Here is an 18,221-nt window from a genome sequence, read left to right as displayed (position 1 = left end):
AGATAGACCAATTCATTCTTTACAAAAATAAACCGTCCGTTAGATATATTTTAAAGCTGTTTTATTACAACCTATCATAACAGAAACAAATGAAACCAGGCAGAATTCTAATTGTTTTTTAAATAAAAATTCCATTCGAGATGAAAATTATATTTGATACATGTAGATAGCAATAAGACAAACTAGCGACTTTTTTGATGGGACAAGTAATCGCTGTCCCACTCCCAGTCAGTTACACTACGATAAATTACCGCTATCACAAGAACACTCCCCATCCCCCAGTGAAATCATACTTTATCAAAACTTTATGTTAACTATATGCGCAGCTTATTTTGCTTTGCTATTCTTTAAATTACCGAAAAGGAGCTGAGTACATGGTACAAGAAAATAATGAGAAACCTATTTTAGAAATTAAAAATCTAAGCAAAAAAATTAGCGGGCAAACCGTAATCGATCATATTCATTTTTCGATTCAAAAAGGAGATATCTACGGATTTCTCGGGCCAAACGGTGCTGGTAAAACAACAACATTACGAATGATTACCCGTTTGATATTCCCTGATTCTGGCGACATATTTATCGACGGGCATTCCATAAAGAATGATTCTGTTTTAGCCCTTTCCAGAGTAGGAAGTATTATCGAAAACCCTGCTTTTTATCTTCATCTCACTGCTAAACAGAATTTAAACCTGAGTGCTAAATTAGCTGCCGTCAACGTGCCAAAAACAAGAATCAATGAAGTTTTATCCATTGTTGATTTAAAAGAAGCTATGGATAACAAGGTGAAAACATTTTCTTTAGGAATGAAGCAGCGTCTGGGAATTGCTAATGCCTTATTGTGCTATCCCAGCTTAATAATACTGGATGAGCCAACGAATGGCGTTGATCCAATGGGCCTTCGGGAAATGAAAACATTAATTAAGCATTTGGCAGAAAAAGAGAAGATTACATTTCTGATTTCCAGCCATATGCTGCGGGAAATGGAGGATTTATGTCATAAAGCAGCATTTATTCAAGGTGGGAAAATCGTCGAAGAAGGAGATATCTCCGAATTGTCAGGAGTCTACCAGGTCACTAATTTAGAAGATTTATTTTTTGCATGTATAAAGGAGAAGTTAACGTAATGAAGAATATATGGACACTGACCTCATTCGAGTTCAAACGTACGCTGACTTCCAAAATGCTGCTTGTCTATACCCTTATTTTTACGGCAATGTATGTTTTAACAGGCATCCTTTTTCATGTTTATGGTGCGGATTCTACCGTAGTTGCTGGGTATGGCCAATCATTCCCTGTGGAAATGCTTCAATCCAGTTTAACATTTACAGCTGTTTTTATAGCGATTTATGTAGGAGAAGTTCTCATACAGGAACGAAATAATGGTACCATCAAATTTGTTTTATTACGTTCTGTTTCCAGATTTCAATATTATCTTTCAAGAATTTTATCCATCCTTTTATTTTCGCTTCTTTTAACATCCATCATGCTTTTTATTGGTTATGTGGTTGGTATTTCTTTCTTTGGATGGGGAGATACGTTTGTTTTTTACTCCGTGGTTACAAGCGGATGGCACGGTGTAGGTGTTACGCTTTTAGCCGGATTAGCTTTTGGTTTTGCTTATTTCATTTTTGGATTAATCGCGTTATTGCTTTCACAGTTTATTCAGCGGATTTCTACGTTAGCAATGCTGATGGGAATATCTACACTCGTCGGACAATATATCATTATTTATGATCAAGTAAAACAATATGCGATTTATGAACACTTATTATTTTTCCACATTAATCTATTTGAAAAGTCCTTTTCCTATAGTGTCACTAGCTTTGGTGTACTTATCGCTTATCTATTGGTGATTGGAACAGCTGGATATTATCTATTTAAAAAGCAAGATCTGTATGTATAAGGGGGACGTATAGGATGCAACAATTAAAGCACGATGTATTTTATATCATCTATAATCGGAAATATCGGTTATTGATATTACTTACCATTTTATTGACAGCAGGATTAACTATTTACACTGCTGTTAATGTAAAGATAGAAGAAGATATTTTAATCCATTCATTTGAAAACTTTAGACAATTCTTTTGGTTACTCTGTGCTTATTTGATAGCCGATTTGCTTTCAACAGATTATCATTCGCAAACATTTAAAAATATTATTCCGAAATCATCCAACCGCAGCGATTACTATTTATCAAAAATAATGACTGCAACAATATTAGGCGTATTTATTTTATTGACACATGTTATAACAAGTTGGATAGTAATCGGTTCGGCTGCAGCAGGAATGGAATTAAATTACTTCAACATCTTCTATCTTTTCTTGGGAGCTTTTCTTTCTCTTTTCCTATTTTCAGCTCTATTGTCTTTTGTCATTACCCTTTCTGGAAAAGAAACAGTCACTATTGGCACGGGACTAGGACTTGTACTCCTGCAAATATTAGTAGAAGGTTTTGATCCAGCTATTTCAGCACATTTTCCAACGATGTATGTAGTCAGCTTAGACGATCTTATTTCAGAAAGCTTGTTAACGGCATTCATTTCGATTGGCAGCTATGTCATATTCACCCTTTTATTATTTATTGGTACAATAAAGATATTCCGTAAACAAGACCTTTTCATTTAGGAGGTACCGATGAATCAGAAAAAAATACTTATTGTTGAAGATGATACTGATTTAGCAAAAATGATAGAGAATTATTTATCCCGGGAAAATTATGATGCAGTAATTTGCAGACAAGGGGATAAGGCTCTAAGCACCATAAAACAATATCGACCGGATATGATTCTATTAGATTTAATGCTGCCTGAAATGGATGGACTGGAAATATTAAAGCAGATAAGAGCCTTCTCTGTATTACCAGTTATTATTATCAGTGCAAAGGAAGCAGAGGTAGACCGGGTGCTTGGTTTAAAAATCGGGGCAGATGATTACATTACGAAACCATTTTCGATTAAAGAACTTGTTGCACGGGTAGAGGCATTATTCAGGCGCTATGATTATACTGCATCCTCCCCTGTTTCAAGTAACATCATCGCATTTGATGATGTCATGATTGACCGGTCTTCGAGAAATGTAACAAAGGATGGAGCGATTGTTAATCTGACCATGAAAGAATTTGATTTGCTGGTATTCTTAGCACAGTCTCCCAATCAGGCTTTCCGTAAAGAACAGCTCTATGACAATGTTTGGGGAATACATGAATATGGAGATATCAACACCGTTACCATTCATGTACAAAAAATCAGAGAAAAGCTGGGGAACAGCAGATACATCACTACTTTACGCGGAATAGGCTACCGTTTCGACGGTGAAATACAATGAAGCAGCGTATTGTAAAAGAACTTATTTGGATGTGTATCGTTACAGCCTGTTTTCCGCTGCTGATTGCTTTTATGATAGTGCAGTCAAATATTATTTTCATTATTATCCTGATAACGACCCTGCCCTTTTTTCTATTCTCTGTTTGGATGATTGCCTATGTGAGAAAACGAATGATCGCTCCTCTCTCCATTTTGGCTGCGGAAGCTCAAAAAATATCTCAAGGGAATTTATCACATCGAATCTCCTACAAAAAAGACGATGAATTTGGACGCTTTATCACTGCTTTTGATCAGATGAGAAACACATTACATCTGCAAGAGCAGCAGCAGCAAACCTTTGAAAAGGAGCGTAAACATTTTATAGACAGTATTTCCCATGATTTAAAAACACCAACCGCTTCGATTTCTGCTTATATTGAAGCATTACAGGATAATATTGCGGAGAGCCCGGAGGAAGAACAGCGATATTTACAGGTCATTCAAAAAAAGATACATGTATTAAGTGACCTTTCCAATCAATTAAACTTAAGCTATGAAACGCCCGAAACGGTTCATTTGGAAACACAACCGATTAACTGCTATGAATGGGCCGTGGACTGGCTGGATAATATTCTTGTAGAATGCCAGACAATGGATAGACATGCCCAATTAGAAAATCATATTGACAGTAAGGATGATTCCAGTATCAGTATCGATGTTTATCAATTGGACCGGGCGCTGCAAAATATTCTAAATAATGCCTATCGACATATGAGAGATTTTCTATTGATTAAAATTAGTGTTGACGCTGCCTATTTTAAAATACACATAGTAAATGATGGAGCCCGTCTAAATAAAACGGATATCGATCGCATTTTTGAACGGTTTTATACGGAAGAAGGGCACAATGCTGAGGGGCATCTTGGGTTAGGTCTTTATATAACAGATACGCTGATTCAAGCAATGGATGGGGGGATAACGGCAGCGTTAAAAGGAGATCAAATCCATTTTGACATAGCATTTCCTATTGGAAGGGTTTAATTTGATTAATAATTATTCCTTTTGTGATATAGAGAAAAGCATTCAAAAGATTTTCTTCTGAATGCTTTCCCTTCTTTATTCCTTTTTATTTAATTCAAGAATAATTTATAACTATAAAACATGGATAACACCTGCTCGCCTGTTAAACAATCTAAATTTGTTATTTGAGCATGCTTCAAGGCCTTGTTAAACTGATTTTTTGTAAATAGCTTTTGATATTCTTTATTTACCCATTTATATACAAAATGTTGATACAAATCTTTGTCCCTGGATTGAATTTCAGATGCTTTTCTTGTAAGTTGAATAAAAACAGAATCAACTTTGGGTTTGGGATGAAAATAATCTCTAGGAATTCTTCTTAAAACCTTTATATCAACCTCAGGAAATATGAATAATCCTAAAGCCCTTCGATAATCTGTCAGCCGCTTCGCAAACCCTTCTTCCACAATCAGAAAGCAGAACTCGGCAGCACTTTCAAATACAATCTTTTTTATTATTTTTGTACTTATATTGTAAGGAATATTTCCGTAAATTTTATACGGCTGATTTCCTTTTGGAAACCTATAATTTAATATATTTGCATGGACAACCTGGACATTTTCAGAACGATTGATAGACTTTTGCGTCATAGATACAAATTTAGGATCTATTTCAACAGCAGTAATAAAATCACATATCTTCACAAGCTCTCTTGTGAAATGACCTCTCCCTGAACCAATTTCAATAACGGTATCCTGTTTATTAATATTTGTTCGAGATAATATCTCATGAATATGCTTTTTCGACGTAATAAAATTTTGACTGTCTTTTGGATTTATTCTGTTCATTATAACCCTCTATCCCATTGGTTATAACAAACTTTATTTACTGTTCATTATAACCATTTTGTATTTTTCTTGGTTTATAATGAACGTTTTTAACAACAGCAATGCTGCAAATCCCCATGCCTGCCCTCCTCTATCAATTTTTTAGAAGAACAGACGCTTATCTACAACTGCAATAGATGTAATTCCCATGGCAATTACCTCCAAATATAATTTTACAGATTGATTATAACAAAAGCTGGCAACGAAAAATAGTCTATCTCTAACATTCAGCTGTCGGCAATATTATCCGTACCTCCAAACCGCCATACCTGCTCTGTTTAATCACTGTCTCTCCCCCATGGGAAGAAATAATCTGTTTCACAATCAAGAGCCCTAACCCATGCCTAAGCTCACCAGAACGATTGCTCTCAAGCATATAGTGCGGTGTATTGTTTAAATGTTGAATTTGTTCCTCTGTTGTACCCTTACCATTATCCTCAACCGAAATAATACATTTACTTTCTCTTATAGCAATAGACAGATAAATGGTACAGCCATCCTCATTATGGTTCATACTGTTTTGAATCAGATTGCTTATCGCTCATTTACATCCTCATCCAAATGAAGCATTCCTTCCTCTGCCAGTTTTACAGCAAGGAATCCTGTTAAGAACTTGCTGATAGAACAAGCATTAAATACCGAATCATCATTCACTTTTCTGTTTCCTCCACCTTCCAGCTGGCCTTTATTTTCCGTTCTGTTGATTTGACCGTTTTCAAGCACTGTTATATTCAAGCTAGGAACATGATAAAATTTCATCCGTTCTTCCAGGTCCATGTTTTTCAGCTCCAAATTATCTCCTCCTAACCTAGTAATTTTAATACCTTTATACTAGAGTTTACATTACATGAGTTGTATTTCGCTTTTATTTCATCATTTTAAGGATACTTTTGGAATGTTTTATCATGCCTAGTAATCCAATCCCTTTTTTTGCGTCTTTCGTTAATTTCGCCCCAGCTATGTTTTTAATCTTTTCTTCCGCATTAGAATAATTACCAGCATTAAATATCGGTTGCGGATCATATTCAATTGCTAATTGAATCGCTTTGGTTTCCTCTTCTCCAGCTATTTTCTCCGATAAATACAAAGCCATATCTATCCCTGCCGACACACCCGCAGCAGTAATATATTTTTCTTGCTCCACGATTCGTTCTCTAACAGGAACAGCTCCATACTTACTTAGTAGATTGATTGGCTTCCAACGAGAGGTTGCTTTTAACCCAGCGAGCAACCCAGCTGCAGCCAACAGCATGGATCCTGTACAAACAGACGTCGTCCAGCTTGTGGTTTTGTCTACTTCCTTTATCTATTTCAACACTCGATTATTTTTCATCTCTTTCATAAATCCAATTGTTGAACCTGGTATTACTAAAATATCCGCACTTTTCATTTCGCCGATACTATATTTCACATTAATATCAACAAAACCTGAATCTGCTTTTATTTCTCCCCTTTTTTCCGCAACAAAATATACTTCTGTATCGTCCATATTCCTTAAAACCTCATAAGGACCTATGGCATCAAGCATGGTTATGCCATCTTACACGTAAATGATTACTTTCATATTTCCCTCCATTTTTATTAAGACTCTATTCTGAAACATAATTCTTTAGGTTTCTGATTAATACATCAGCTATACATCTAATTTTCAGACAGCAAATCTATATCGCAGCTAAAAAAGGATATACTTTTATAAAAAGCATATATCCTTTCATTTATGGTTAAATAACTATTAAAAAAGCAGATCTAATTGCAAATAATAAGATTGGAAACAACTATTTTTGACCATGACTCCAGCGTATCGAAATGTTGTTTCAGTTCGGTTTTTGTCATCCATAGCCCTGTAAGCTCCTCTTCCTCTGACTGAATATCTTTATGATTTAACACGATTTCATAAACAATCCCCAGATGGTCACTATCCACACCATCATTCGATTTGATAATACCTTTCATTTCCAGCTTTTTAACCATTTCTGCTTTTATTCCCGCTTCTTCTTCCAATTCGCGCCAAAGCCCATTCTCAATAGAAAGCTGAATATTTCCAGGCACTGCATCTTTTTCTCCAACGTGCCCTCCTAATAGCCCTTTTCTTCCAGCTAATCTGCTTTCTCCGACATTTGCTCCCCGCAAAATAAAGAAATATTCCCCGTTATACCGGACAATAACATAGGGAATTGGATGGCGTTGACTTGGATGGTACTCTAGTAAACTGCGTTCTGCAATTCTATAATCCATGAGAGGCAAATGCTTTGCTTTGCTGAATCCTAATGGAATTCTTTCTAAATCCGTTTCTTTGAAATATAAAATTTTTTCTTTTGTACTCGGTTTATTCTTTTGTAAAACGTCTGATTTTATCTTATTTAAACGTTCCCATTCCTTCGATTCAACAGGATATTGCGATCGTGCAATTAATATTTCTTCCATACTTTTTTCTCTTAGAGAACTTTCATCACTATCTTGAAATAAAGCATCCTCATTCTCTTTTATAAAAGCGTCCGTTGTTTCTTGTTTTATCATAATATCCCCTTTACCTTCATTACGCCCTACTCTCAGTACGCAAATTATTCCACCAGCTTATTCTGAAATGCATAAATCACAGCCTGAGTCCGATCTTGCACCTCTAACTTTCCTAAGATATTGCTGACATGAACCTTTACCGTTTTTAAAGCAATAAATAATTCATCGGCAATTTCCTGGTTTGCTTTTCCTTTTGTCATTAGCAATAGAATTTCCTTTTCCCGCTCTGTTAATTGCTCATGTAAAACTGTCTCCTGCTTTGTGCGCATACGGTTCATAATTTTCCCGGTGACTTCCGGCTCCAGAATAGACTGCCCTTCGTAGGTGGCACGAATCGCTTTGGCAATTTCACTGGCTTTCGATGTTTTCAACATATAGCTTGTAGCTCCCGCTTCCAATGCAGGATACACTTTCTCGTCATCTAAAAAGCTGGTAACGATTATAATCTTCGCCTCAGGCCAGGATTCAATTATTTTCTTCGTTGCTTCGATTCCGTCCATTTCCTTCATCACAAGGTCCATTAAGATAATATCCGGGCGGAGCTCTAATGCCAGTTCAATTGCGCGGGAGCCGTCATCTGCTTCTGCAACTACCTCAATATCCGGCTGTGAAGAAAGATATGCAGATACGCCGATTCGTACCATTTCATGATCATCGACAAATAAAACGTTAATCATTCGTTGTATCCTCCTTTCTTAAAATAGGCACCTTTACTTCCAAACGTGTACCTTCATTTGGGAGACTGATAATTTTTAATGTGCCGCCAACTTCATAAGCACGTTCATGCATGTTCTGCATTCCGTAAGAGCTTGTTTTGACAGCTTCTGTCTGAAATCCAACCCCGTCGTCCACAACACGCATAATAATGTTTTCATCACGTTCCAGTAATAAAACTTGCAGGTTTTCCGCTTTCGCATGACGCAATGTATTGGAGATAGATTCCTGAAAGATGCGGAACAGCTGATCTTCTACCCCTTTATCAACCTGGAATGCTTCTATTTTTGCATCGATTTCTAGAGGTACTTTTTGGGTTAATTCCTTTAAGAGCCCTTCTACCCCTTCCTGCAATGACTTGCCCTTTAATGCAACTGGACGCAGATGTAAAAGAAGCGCACGCATTTCCAGCTGCGATTGGTGAATCATATTTTCCACCATATTTAACTGTTTATTTAATGCCGGATCCTCCGGCGGTCCTGCCTCGTTGATTGCCGACATCAGCATTGAAGCTGCAAAAAGCTGCTGACTCACGGAATCATGCAGTTCCCGAGCTAAGCGGTTTCTTTCCTGTTCCACTACTTCCTGCAGGCTTTGTTCCCGTTCAGTTGCTCTTTCCGTTGCAATCTTTTGTACGTGTTCGGTTTGTATCCGCAGTTTTTCTTGGACTTGATTCATCCGTTCCGTAATAGACTCCAGCTCTTTAGGCACATCCTCTGTATCAGGATACCTTTCTCCCTTGATAATGCCCGTAAGCATTTTTTCAATTTTTTTCAAATTACCTTTCCAATAATAACCAATAACAGCCCCAACAATAGAACCAAATGTAATCACAAAAGCCAGCACAGTCAAAAGAAAGGAAACATCACCAATTTTCCCTTCCCATAGCGCGCTCCACCCCGCTGATTCATCTACGGTAAATGTAACAAAGGTTGTAACAATCGCGGCAATAGCCAAAACAAAGCTGCAGGCGATAGACAAGAGAACAAAACGGATAATTGTATTCATACGCGCTTCACCTCAATGTCCCCGGAAAATAAAGAGGTTACAATCTTCACTCTTTGATGTGCCGTATTATAATTTTTTGTTTCATAGTGAAGTGATTTGTTCATTAGCCGCCCGTGATACACTCCAAAAATAGATGCTCTGCCAAAGATGGAACTATGATGAATACTGACTTCTACTTCATAAGGCACATAAATCTCAATATTCCCTGCGAGATGCCGGATGGAGATGACCGCTGTATCATAAGGAAGGACCGTATTACTTAAATCAATCACACGGTCTCCATATATCCCATGCATATTGACGTCCTTCCATTGATAAGCCGTTTCCTCCGTCCGAAAATCATCAAAAAATCGTTCATCAAATAAACGATCCACCTGCACAAGGGGTTCTTCCTCTGTCAAACTCGATTTATTAGGCAGCTCCGGCTTCTCCTTGCTGGGTTCTTTCGTTGATTTGATATAATTTAAAATAATAATGGCAATAGCAACGACAATTAAAAACCGTACCGCAAGTAAATTAAAAACATTTAGAACGAAGGATATTGCAGCAATTGCAAATACAATCTTCCACCCAAGGGAATGCAGCCTTTTCCAGCTGAAGTAAACAAAGAAACCGGAAATTAATGCCGATATCAGGGCTCCTCCATGGAAGAAGACAATTTCAAAAACAAGAAGAATGGCGACGGTAATCCATATCCAATTTAGGTTTCTTGTGGGAATCTGCTTGAACATCCTTCCATTCTCCTTTCCTTGATTTCATATGTAAAATATACAGGCGCAAGAACAGCCTGCACCTGTATAAGTATACCATGATTTTTCATTTTCCAGCTATCAATTCTAGTTTATTTCTTTTTCGTCCAGTCTCTTTTCAATCGCAGCAATTTTATTATCGAACGTGCTTTGATAGTAGGCACTGTTTACTCTGTACTCCAGGTTTTCGATATATTGCTCCATTTCTTCAAACTTGGAGAAAGGCTTTTCTGGTGACTCATCCACGACACGATTGATTTGGTGATTTGCTTTGGCTATATTTTCCCGGCCCATCAGCTCCATACGGCGCAGATGCATATCCTTCAGGCGATGCTTCATTTCTTCGTATTTCTGCTCCAAATTTTCCAGCTGCGTGATTGCCTCTTCTCTGGACGCTTTCATGCGATCAGCACGATTTTGATATTCTTCATGCTCTTTTAAAGCAAATTCATGCATTTCCTCTTCCTGCGCACGTTCGGCAATTTGTGCTTGTTTTAAGCGCTTATCTGCAAGATCTTGTGCTTTCATATATTCACGAGCAAATTCTTCCTTCAATTTATACTGACGGTCAATCAGCTTTCTTACTTTTTCTTTTTCCTGTTCACTTTGGCGTAAATAATGGTTTAGTGCTGCAATCGGATTTTTTTGTTCCTTTTTGTCCATCATCGTGTGTAAATCTGCAGAAATAGATTCCTTCATTCGTGTAAAAATATTTGTTGACATCATCAATCTCTCCTTTGAATGTTATTCATTTTATTTATTTAACTCTGCCCACTGTTTTTCAAAATTTGTAAATGGGTCATCCTCTTCCTTTATTTCGTGGACAACAGAGGCTTCCGGTGTGTTCCAATTCTTATAGATAAGGTAAAGTGCATAAGCTGCGGCAACACCTAAAACTGCATAAATGTTAGAGAATGTGATGCTTACAACTATCAATCCCAGGATTACCCATCCTACTTTAGCAGCGGTGGAATCTGTGCTGATAAACTTTTTAAAGCATATATAGAGCAGCCATACACTTAATGCAAGTAATACCATCGGGCCAAGATTTGCGAGCAGTATCAGTAATGCAACAAGCCCTCCAATAAACAACATGAATTTTTTCATTCCGTTTTCCTCCTCTTGTTATTGTATCTTTATCTTACCGGGGATTTTGTTTTCTCGTAATGAGCCTGAGCAATATCTTTGTCTAAGCCTTAAGGTCTATCTCCTTCTAAACCTCCTAAGCAGCACAGTTACAAGCCAACAAGCAACAGCTGCTAAAATGCAAAAATGGAATGATACCTCTTCTGACTGAGATACCATTCCATTTCTATTCTGCCTATTCTGTTTTAAATGTAAGTCCTTTGTTCTCCAGCGCCTTTGTCAGAGCCGGCATCGATGCTGGACCAATGCCATGCAGGGCTAGTATTTCTTTCTTGGTATGAGCTGCCAGCTGTTCTTCTGTTGAGATACCTTCATGGATAAGTGCTTTTCCTGCCGGAGCAGAAAGCGTTGCTAGAAAGCCGCTCTTTGGTTTATTTTCTTTGTCACAAGTCGGACAGCTTTCACAATCTGAACTTTTAAAGAAAACATGTCCATTCTTACATACTTTTCTTTGTTTTTGACTAGTCATCTGATTTCCTCATTTCTTATTTTACATTTTAAAGAATAACATTCTAACCCATTAGTTTACATAATATAATTATGGTTATCTAAAGACGCTTCTCCATGATTATTTCTCCCTTCGGATCATACGCTCCTGTCCGGGCGAATCCGTGCTTTTTATATAATCGTTCTGCTTGGCTATTTCCCGGCACAAAGCTTAAACGTATGATTTCCACATCATAATGCTCATGGATGTACGCTTCAATTAATGGGATGAACTGATTGGCATAGCCCTGTCCCTGATAGCGGTAATCAATCATAAACCTGTCAAACCAGATACTTCTTTTTTCGTCAGAATAAAATCCGACCATAGCATAGCCGGCGGGTTTCTCACCAGCATAGAGCCCAAGCGATGTGGTCAATTGTTCAATAAAACTCTCTGCTAAACAAAAGGACACAGGCTCGATGAATGCTTTTTGATTTTCAGCTGCTTCTAACCCAGCAATTTCTCGCCAATTTTCCTTATTTACTTTTTTGATATAAAGAGACATCCATATGCACCGCTTTTCATTATTTATTCTTATTATAAGATAGTTCCAGTATATATGAAATCCCCCTGACACGATGTATAATTCCATCATCAGGGGGATAGTATCATTATTGTTATTCAGCTAACGCTTCTCTTACCTCCTCACGAAAATCTTCCTCCGTTACTAATTTATCCGTTAATGCCTGCACCTGCATTGCTGCAACCTCCAGTTCTGACAGATTGAGATCATTTGTAAATAAAATCATCTCAAACCGGTTTCCGTCCTCATCTTCTGCGTAAACGGTCTGATTCAAAACAAAAGCAGTGCTTCCGCCTTTTTGCGCTGTACGTATAATGGAGTCATTCTTTAATTCTAAGCTGAAAATAGCATCCAATTCCTCATAAAAAGCTTCCGAATAATGTTCTTTATTATTTAACATCTTCATGATTTGATGATAATCTTCCGCAGTAGCATGCGTCAGCCGATCGGACCAAACTTTTTGTATCGACATATCATTAAGCGGGGCAGCGGCTTCCTCTTTTTCCGCTTCGTCTAATGGATTCTCCTGCCATTCTTCAAAAAGGTCAACCGCTATTTGCCGGTAGGCATCATCATCCAAATCACGTAATGCTTCCTCTAATTGACCTTCTTCAATCCCCTTATCCTCTATTACTTTTTTGGGAATGATAATACTTGCTGTTAACGGATAGATAGGCTCGTGATTGTTCAAATTGAGTTCTTCTATCCGATTGTTTACTTCTTCTAACCCTAATCTTTCAATTAAATAATCGGTATTGGCATTGGAACTGAAATCCATCATACCTCGTGCAATTTGTTCCAGGGAAACGTCGCCTTCCTCGTCTTCCAATGTACTTTTCCAGGCATCATGTGCTCCGCCATCTGTATTCGGAAAATAGTATTTATCTACTTCCTCCATCGCTGCCATTTCAGCAGGATCGATATCCCCTTCTTCTGCCTGGCTGACAAATTCAATCGCAATGATTATTTTAACAACACTGGCAAGCGGCATAGCTAAATCTGTATTGATCTCTGCTAAGGCCTCATCATTCCAGGTGGCTAGAAAAGCAACCCGGTCCGAGTCTTGGTTTTCCTCGATAAATTCCATCAAAAGTCCAGTTGCGGGATCCAGATTTTCTTTGTTTTTTTCCAAAGCTTCCTCTTGTTCCATATCATTTGAACCGGCTTCCCGCTCTTCTTCCTTATCATTGGAACAAGCTCCGAGGAAAACCAGAAGACCTACAAACAATAAAGGATAAAATTTCTTCATGAAATCCCGCCCTTTCCGATTAATTTCCAGCCACATCCCGTTTTTTAAAGGTGAGCCATCCTGCTGCCATAAATACGATATAATAAACAAGAAGAACAGCAATGGAAAAACCAAGTGATGTTCCTTCAATTATCGGTGTTCCTTCAAAGATTTCTTGAAGGTTTAGATGTGCGGTCAACAGATATTTCGCAATTTCGTATTGGCTTACCATCATCGTAATGATCGGCGCAGCAATATAAATAACAATACTTGCCGCAATAGCCATGGCACTTCCTTTGAATAAAATTGCAATCATAAAGGATAAGGTTGCCACTATAATTAACGGTACAAGCTGAAAGAGGATATCCTTACCAATGGAAGCAATGATAGAGACTTCCGTATAGCCGGAACCCATATTATCTACAATGGTTGGATTCCAAGCATCCACACCGAAAAAAATAAGTCCAATAAGTAATGATAAAACGATTGTGTAGAGGATTAACACAACTGCAAAAAGTAACACCGTAATATATTTTGACGCTAACACAGTCCCTCTTCCCGCTGGTCGGATAAGTAATAATTTAATCGTGCCCCATTTATACTCATTTGAAATAATTTTAGCGGCAACAACAATAATAAAAATCGTGATAAAACTGATATAGGAGATATTTTCCGCCACGAAAGCCCACATATCATAAGCCGGAACCTCTAACCCCATCGACTGATATGCCTGCATGAGTTCCCCTTGGAAGGTTTGATTTATCATCATGCTTTGATCCACTACAAAGTTTGTAATAAGTGCACTGCCAATAAGGAGAATCGCCAGGATAATATACATTGCCCAGGTAGATTTATAATGATGCAGTTTGATAAATTCATTTTTTATAAGCTGGCTTAAATTACTCAATGACATTCTCTCCAATCAAATCGAAAAATTTATCTTCTAACGTGCCTTTGGCAGCTTGAACCTCATATACATTGATATCATGGATTAATAATTCTTTAAGAATCACTGGGATTTGTTCCCGTTTGACCGCCGTTTTTAAGGTAGTTTCATCCACTGCCTCTACAAATAAAGCATCCTCCTCCAAACGATCTAAATGCGCTTTTGCAGTCTGCGCATTACTTACAGAAATGGCGTACTCTGAAATATCACTGTCCTCTGCCTTTCGGTTCTTCTCTACATCCTCTACAGCGATTAAAGCACCATTTTTTATAACACTGATACGATCACACATCAGTTCAATCTCAGACAATAAATGACTGGATACAATCACACTGACTTTTTCTGTCTCTGCCAAAGTACGAATATATTGGCGGATTTCCTTCATTCCAGAGGGGTCCAGTCCATTTGTAGGCTCATCTAAAATGAGAATCGATGGTTTATGTAACAAGGCCTGGGCAATCCCCAGCCGCTGCCGCATTCCGAGAGAATACCCGCCAACCCGGTCATTGACCACTTTTTCAAGTCCAACTAATCGAACAACTTCTTCTATCCGCTCTTTTGTCGTACCTGGAATCATCCGGGCGAACTGTTCTAAATTCTTTCTTCCTGTTAAAAAGGGATACATCTCCGGATTTTCCACGATCGCGCCAACCTCTCTGATGGCTTCACTATAATCCGTTTGGATGCTTTTACCGACAATGTGGATATCCCCTTCTGTCAATTTCATCAAACCGACCATCATCCGGATTGTTGTCGTTTTACCGGCTCCATTCGGCCCGACAAAGCCAAACACCTCCCCTTGTTTTATTTGAAAGCTGACATCTTTAATAATTTCTTTATTCTTGATGCGCTTACTCACATTTTTTAATTCCATTGCAATTTCTGTCAATTCTAGTCCTCCTCTTCCAATCTTTCTTCTTAATCAGGTTATACGAAAGAATGGAATAAAAGTTTCAAATTCACCAATATTTTTAAATACTTCGTTTATTAAGGACAATCGTTCGAAAAAATCTTATGGAATGAAGTTTTATTTTATGAATCTACATTTTCCACGTGAAAATGTGTTAGCTCCTATTAAGTTTGTCTAATCTCTTTTTTCTTCCTTGCGTATATTGAATGAGAAAGGAGGGATAAGCTATGTGCGGTCATCACTCATCCAGAAAAAAATGCGAAGATCCTTGTCGCAACACAAGTCGTCGAGGGGGCGACTATCGTCAAAAAGATCATAAATCCAATCATTGTGACAACAGACATCAAAATCATCACAGATGTGGAAGCAGGCATGAAAATTATTGTCACTGCCGGAAACATCAAGGAAACGAGCAGCATCACAGATGCGGAAACAAGCATGAAAATGGTTGTTGTAACCGGGACGGTCACAGAAACGATCATCACCGATGTCGTGAATCGAACCATTGCGATAATAACAGAAATAAAAGGAAGTTCTGTTTTTGCTGTAACCATTTCTACTAATTAGAGCTTGCGGACAGATAACCCTCACTTTTTAAAAACAGCCCAAGCTATCAGAGGTAGAAATCTGATAGCTTGGGCTGTTCGTTAGAAAATGGTTCTTTTTTATTTTGGAAAACGCAGCTTATCCCTAATACTTTACTTATCTTTCTTTTTTCATGCTGTCAGGGAGCTTGGACAGCTGCTTACGGAATAAATCAATGAAATTTTTTGTTTTCCAGTACAATCACTTTGGCAGTCATGGAATGGCTCATTTTTTTGGTTTCCTCTACTAATCGGTCAATTTTTTCACAACATTGCTTCGCGCCGGCAACCAGTAAAGGTTCGCCTAAGAAATTAATATTTAACCCTCTTGCTAAGAAGCCACCAACAGACATTACAAATGGTACAGTAGGAGAGGTATTAGAAATAATAACCTTTTCACTTAGCTGATTTCTTTCTTGTAACAAAGCAGCAAACTCTTGTATTGCCGGCACAACATATTTACTATTTCTTCTTCCAATAGTGTATACCGGATTATTGTCTTCATCGATACCATGAAAAATAAGCTTACCGAGGTCATGCTTCGTTAATTTATTAAAATACCTGACGCTTTGTATCTCATCCTTGGTCAGCTTTCGATTTGAAGGTAGTTTTTTTAAATGATAGGCTGCTGCAAGTGAAGTGGTGTGCGTGCCTCCATAATCATTGTATATATAAATCAAATTACTTCTCTCCTTTCCGAAATACCACGTAATCAATTGAAATCTTCATGCTTGCTTTTCTAATTTTGTTCTCTCCGTTTTGAAATACTTTCCTGTTATGGATAATCAAGCTTTATTATTATCTAAATCCAAAAAAGAATACATATTACATACCTAAACAAACATTCGAAAAACAAAATGGCTTATTCTCTGGTCATATAAAAAGAGGATGAACGTATAACCATTCACCCCATTAAATAAATGTATTGATTTGCTTAAGATTTCGTATAATTCAAATTCCATATAACACCGGTGTTTAAAAGATTAAGTGGTGTTCTTGGTTTTTCTTAATGAAAGCATTCCTTCTTTTTGATTACGCAATTGATTTTTAAAGATACATATGGATACAAGCACTTACTTAATCATCCCCATTAGTTATTGAAAAAATTCTCAGTATAAAACGGCTGATCACTTTCATTAAAGTCCACGCCAATCCCTAGATGGCTGAAATCCCGATGTAAAATATTTTCTCGATGCCCCTCCGAATTCAATAATCCCTGATGCGCAAAAACACTGCTGAATTGCCCATATGCAAGGTTCTCCCCTGCACTTAAGAATGAAATATCATCTTCCTTCATCCGGTCAAAAGGAGATTGTCCTTCTAAATTAGTATGGCTGAAAAATTGATTTGCGGCCATATCTGTACTATGCTTTCTCGCTGTTTCTCTTACTGCTTCATCCCATTCTAAAATAGACAGCTCATGCTTTACGCGAGTTGCATTGGTCAAATCAAATAATTGATACTCCAAGCCTTCTTTTAGAGCCTCACTGCCAGGTGTATAAAGGGTGCTTTTGGCAGATTCCATATCCTCATCTATTAACTGAATTGCTGTTACTTCTTCTGATTCATGCAGGTCATAAAAAATGGTTGCGTAGGTTCCATCCATATGATATACATCATATTCGCCTTCGCTTTCAATTTTATAATTAAACCAGCCATTGCGGATCATTTCTTCCGGCTCCCCTAATGTCTCGTTTACAAACGACTTGGAATCTCCCAAGGCAATACCCTGCTGAGAGGATAGTAAATCCTGATTGGTAAAGAGTCCACGCACCATGTCTTGTTCATCATAAGCAACCATCATAAAGTTTTGATAGTTTTCATGATAGGTGAACCATTCCACTCCATACTCATTCTCACTTTGCCGCTTAGCTTCACCATACATTTCTTCCACCTGTCCTCTTGTGTCACCTATCTCTACATTGCCAACGGAGAATGATTGTTCCTCCGGAGTAGTGAGCTCCGGTGTTTCTACTTGTTCATACGAGGTGCCTGTTTCAGAATCAGTAAAGGATTGAAAAAAAGAAGTTGCTTCATCTGCTACTTGACGGAAGTAAAAGTCATTATCTATCGCTTCTGAAACAAAATCGCTTGCAGAGGAAAACGTATCACTGACAGCATCGGGGATGACATCGCGGACCGGGTCTTCCCATAAAGGCCTTGTCCAAATGGCTAACAGTATCATAAACAGCAATAA

Annotated in this window: 22 protein-coding genes and 1 pseudogene; 6 read left to right on the top strand and 17 right to left on the bottom strand. The window is 37.8% G+C overall.

Going from position 1 to position 18,221, the window contains the following annotated elements; translation table 11 throughout:
* The first annotated feature begins 374 nt into the window (after nucleotides 1–374).
* The 5 genes from BN997_RS16620 to BN997_RS16600 are packed head-to-tail and all read left to right on the top strand — an operon-like array spanning nucleotide 375 to nucleotide 4,346.
* Nucleotides 375–1,124 (top strand): ABC transporter ATP-binding protein, encoded by a 750-nt coding sequence (locus BN997_RS16620; RefSeq protein WP_042533873.1) that lies wholly within the window; start codon nucleotides 375–377, stop codon nucleotides 1,122–1,124.
* Complete coding sequence (locus tag BN997_RS16615; RefSeq protein ID WP_042533871.1) at nucleotides 1,124–1,903, top strand: ABC-2 transporter permease; 780 nt, start codon at nucleotides 1,124–1,126, stop codon at nucleotides 1,901–1,903. The genes BN997_RS16620 and BN997_RS16615 overlap by 1 nt, the downstream gene beginning before the upstream one ends.
* A gap of 14 nt (nucleotides 1,904–1,917) precedes the next feature.
* The gene (locus tag BN997_RS16610; RefSeq protein WP_042533870.1) at nucleotides 1,918–2,628 is read left to right on the top strand and encodes a hypothetical protein; all 711 of its coding nucleotides are present in this window, start codon (nucleotides 1,918–1,920) and stop codon (nucleotides 2,626–2,628) included.
* A 9-nt stretch (nucleotides 2,629–2,637) separates the two neighbouring features.
* On the top strand, nucleotides 2,638–3,327 hold the full coding sequence (locus BN997_RS16605; protein WP_042533868.1) for a response regulator transcription factor: 690 nt from the start codon (nucleotides 2,638–2,640) through the stop codon (nucleotides 3,325–3,327).
* Nucleotides 3,324–4,346, top strand: coding sequence for a HAMP domain-containing sensor histidine kinase (locus tag BN997_RS16600; protein WP_042533866.1), 1,023 nt, complete (start codon nucleotides 3,324–3,326; stop codon nucleotides 4,344–4,346). Before BN997_RS16605 ends, BN997_RS16600 begins: the two co-directional genes overlap by 4 nt.
* A gap of 89 nt (nucleotides 4,347–4,435) precedes the next feature.
* On the opposite strand, the gene erm is transcribed toward BN997_RS16600, so the two are convergent.
* The 15 genes and pseudogenes from erm to BN997_RS16525 form a co-directional block, all read right to left on the bottom strand.
* Nucleotides 4,436–5,173 (bottom strand): 23S ribosomal RNA methyltransferase Erm, encoded by a 738-nt coding sequence (gene erm / locus BN997_RS16595; protein WP_042533865.1) that lies wholly within the window; start codon nucleotides 5,171–5,173, stop codon nucleotides 4,436–4,438.
* 259 nt (nucleotides 5,174–5,432) lie between these two features.
* Nucleotides 5,433–5,726 carry a sensor histidine kinase gene (locus BN997_RS16590; protein WP_042533863.1) on the bottom strand — a complete coding sequence of 98 codons (294 nt, stop codon included), beginning with the start codon at nucleotides 5,724–5,726 and terminating at the stop codon, nucleotides 5,433–5,435.
* Nucleotides 5,727–5,746: 20 nt separating this feature from the next.
* Nucleotides 5,747–6,004, bottom strand: coding sequence for a serine hydrolase (locus tag BN997_RS16585; protein ID WP_042533861.1), 258 nt, complete (start codon nucleotides 6,002–6,004; stop codon nucleotides 5,747–5,749).
* A gap of 73 nt (nucleotides 6,005–6,077) precedes the next feature.
* Nucleotides 6,078–6,740, bottom strand: a pseudogene (locus BN997_RS23375) (DJ-1/PfpI family protein).
* A gap of 218 nt (nucleotides 6,741–6,958) precedes the next feature.
* Nucleotides 6,959–7,729 carry an NUDIX domain-containing protein gene (locus BN997_RS16575; protein ID WP_052485056.1) on the bottom strand — a complete coding sequence of 257 codons (771 nt, stop codon included), beginning with the start codon at nucleotides 7,727–7,729 and terminating at the stop codon, nucleotides 6,959–6,961.
* 44 nt (nucleotides 7,730–7,773) lie between these two features.
* Nucleotides 7,774–8,406, bottom strand: a complete 633-nt coding sequence (locus BN997_RS16570) for a response regulator transcription factor (protein WP_042533859.1) — start codon at nucleotides 8,404–8,406, stop codon at nucleotides 7,774–7,776.
* Nucleotides 8,399–9,451, bottom strand: coding sequence for a sensor histidine kinase (locus BN997_RS16565; protein WP_042533858.1), 1,053 nt, complete (start codon nucleotides 9,449–9,451; stop codon nucleotides 8,399–8,401). The genes BN997_RS16570 and BN997_RS16565 overlap by 8 nt, the downstream gene beginning before the upstream one ends.
* Nucleotides 9,448–10,182, bottom strand: a complete 735-nt coding sequence (gene liaF / locus BN997_RS16560; protein ID WP_042533856.1) for a cell wall-active antibiotics response protein LiaF — start codon at nucleotides 10,180–10,182, stop codon at nucleotides 9,448–9,450. Before liaF ends, BN997_RS16565 begins: the two co-directional genes overlap by 4 nt.
* Before the next feature lie 105 nt (nucleotides 10,183–10,287).
* Complete coding sequence (locus BN997_RS16555; RefSeq protein ID WP_042533854.1) at nucleotides 10,288–10,923, bottom strand: PspA/IM30 family protein; 636 nt, start codon at nucleotides 10,921–10,923, stop codon at nucleotides 10,288–10,290.
* A 30-nt stretch (nucleotides 10,924–10,953) separates the two neighbouring features.
* On the bottom strand, nucleotides 10,954–11,307 hold the full coding sequence (locus BN997_RS16550) for a lmo0954 family membrane protein (RefSeq protein ID WP_042533853.1): 354 nt from the start codon (nucleotides 11,305–11,307) through the stop codon (nucleotides 10,954–10,956).
* Between the two features lie 214 nt (nucleotides 11,308–11,521).
* Nucleotides 11,522–11,815 carry an RNA polymerase alpha subunit C-terminal domain-containing protein gene (locus BN997_RS16545; RefSeq protein WP_042533850.1) on the bottom strand — a complete coding sequence of 98 codons (294 nt, stop codon included), beginning with the start codon at nucleotides 11,813–11,815 and terminating at the stop codon, nucleotides 11,522–11,524.
* A gap of 79 nt (nucleotides 11,816–11,894) precedes the next feature.
* Nucleotides 11,895–12,338 (bottom strand): GNAT family N-acetyltransferase, encoded by a 444-nt coding sequence (locus tag BN997_RS16540; RefSeq protein WP_042533848.1) that lies wholly within the window; start codon nucleotides 12,336–12,338, stop codon nucleotides 11,895–11,897.
* Between the two features lie 112 nt (nucleotides 12,339–12,450).
* Nucleotides 12,451–13,605: a serine hydrolase gene (locus tag BN997_RS16535; protein ID WP_175297058.1), complete on the bottom strand. Its 1,155-nt coding sequence runs from the start codon at nucleotides 13,603–13,605 to the stop codon at nucleotides 12,451–12,453.
* A 19-nt stretch (nucleotides 13,606–13,624) separates the two neighbouring features.
* Nucleotides 13,625–14,491 (bottom strand): ABC transporter permease, encoded by an 867-nt coding sequence (locus BN997_RS16530; protein ID WP_042533845.1) that lies wholly within the window; start codon nucleotides 14,489–14,491, stop codon nucleotides 13,625–13,627.
* On the bottom strand, nucleotides 14,484–15,419 hold the full coding sequence (locus BN997_RS16525) for an ABC transporter ATP-binding protein (protein ID WP_042533843.1): 936 nt from the start codon (nucleotides 15,417–15,419) through the stop codon (nucleotides 14,484–14,486). Before BN997_RS16525 ends, BN997_RS16530 begins: the two co-directional genes overlap by 8 nt.
* Nucleotides 15,420–15,812: 393 nt before the next feature.
* Here BN997_RS16525 and BN997_RS16520 point away from each other — a divergent pair, with 393 nt between their 5' ends.
* Nucleotides 15,813–16,007 carry a hypothetical protein gene (locus BN997_RS16520; RefSeq protein WP_139089124.1) on the top strand — a complete coding sequence of 65 codons (195 nt, stop codon included), beginning with the start codon at nucleotides 15,813–15,815 and terminating at the stop codon, nucleotides 16,005–16,007.
* A 190-nt stretch (nucleotides 16,008–16,197) separates the two neighbouring features.
* Here BN997_RS16520 and BN997_RS16515 read toward each other — a convergent pair whose 3' ends face one another.
* Both BN997_RS16515 and BN997_RS16510 read right to left on the bottom strand, forming a co-directional pair.
* The gene (locus BN997_RS16515) at nucleotides 16,198–16,704 is read right to left on the bottom strand and encodes a DUF3189 family protein (protein ID WP_042533839.1); all 507 of its coding nucleotides are present in this window, start codon (nucleotides 16,702–16,704) and stop codon (nucleotides 16,198–16,200) included.
* Between the two features lie 410 nt (nucleotides 16,705–17,114).
* A complete protein-coding gene (locus BN997_RS16510) occupies nucleotides 17,115–18,209 on the bottom strand; it encodes a CAP domain-containing protein (RefSeq protein WP_042536219.1) in 1,095 nt (364 codons plus the stop codon).
* Nucleotides 18,210–18,221 lie beyond the last annotated feature (12 nt).

Source organism: Oceanobacillus oncorhynchi, from assembly GCF_000821065.1.
Taxonomy (GTDB): domain Bacteria; phylum Bacillota; class Bacilli; order Bacillales; family Amphibacillaceae; genus Oceanobacillus; species Oceanobacillus oncorhynchi.
Note: the sequence above shows the minus strand (reverse complement) of the source record. Positions and strands in the feature narration are given on the sequence as shown.